Raw genomic sequence first — 1,031 nt, 5'->3', positions numbered from 1 at the left:
TTGTAACTTCCCTTCTTCCGCATTTGGCGCTGTAATGCCAGTTGCGGTGGCGGATGGAAGACCGTCGCACCTTTGGGACACCAAGCCCGTGGGAGAGCAAGGGTCTCCGTCCGCCGTTCCATTGAACCCGAACAGTCGCCGGGGCCGCTTGCTAAGGCAAAGCCCGATTAGGCAAGGATGGGATAAGATGGATATCATCGTTGGCATCGATGTTTCGAAGGATCGGCTGGACATAGCGCTGGCACCGTCAGGCGACGTGTTCTTCGTCGACAACAGCCATGCCGGTCTTGACGGGCTGGTTTCCCGCCTGAAGGCGCAGCAGGCCGATGTGATTGCTCTGGAGGCGACCGGCGGCTTTGAGACGCTGGCGGTGGCCGCGCTGTCGTCTGCGGGATTTGCGGTCCTGGTGGTCAATCCGGCGCAGGTACGTGCCTACGCCAATGCGATCGGCCGCAGAGCCAAGACCGATCCGATCGATGCAGCCGTCATCGCCGCCTTCGTTGCGGCGACGAAGCCCGAAATCCGGCCGTTGCGGGATGCCGAAACGCAGGCTCTGTCCGAACTCGTCGCCCGCAGGCGGCAGATCGTGCAGATGATCGTGTCGGAGGAAAACCGGGCCCGGATGGTGCTGGCCAGACCGGCGCAGACGAGCATCAAGCGTGTACTGGCGGCTCTGCGGCGAGAGCTTGAAAGTCTCGATGCCGGTCTTGACGAGCAAATACGCAAGTCGCCGGTCTGGCGGGTGCGTGAGACACTGTTGACGTCGGTGCCGGGCGTGGGTCCGACCACGGCACGAACCCTGTTGGCACAATTGCCCGAACTCGGCAGCCTCGACCGGCGCCAGATCGCATCGTTGGCAGGGCTTGCGCCGTGGACGCGGCAATCGGGAAAATGGAAGGGCAAGAGCTTCATCGGGGGCGGCAGGGGTAGGGTGCGCGCCGTGCTGTTCATGGCCGCCCTTGTCGCTGCCCGCTACAACCCCGCCCTCAAGGCCTTCCGCGACCGTCTCGTCGCTGCCGGCAAACCCAAAA

At 63.6% G+C, this 1,031-nt stretch carries 1 protein-coding gene; it reads left to right on the top strand.

From position 1 onward, the window contains the following. Positions 1 to 187 precede the first annotated feature (187 nt). Positions 188 to 1,031 (top strand): IS110 family transposase (locus ACP7BS_RS29735; RefSeq protein ID WP_426240924.1); only part of this gene is annotated, 844 nt, incomplete at its 3' end.

Source organism: Pararhizobium sp. DWP1-1-3 (genome assembly GCF_049896125.1).
GTDB lineage: Bacteria > Pseudomonadota > Alphaproteobacteria > Rhizobiales > Rhizobiaceae > Pararhizobium.
The sequence above is the reverse complement of the archived record's forward strand: the minus strand, read 5'-3'. Positions and strand labels throughout refer to the sequence as shown.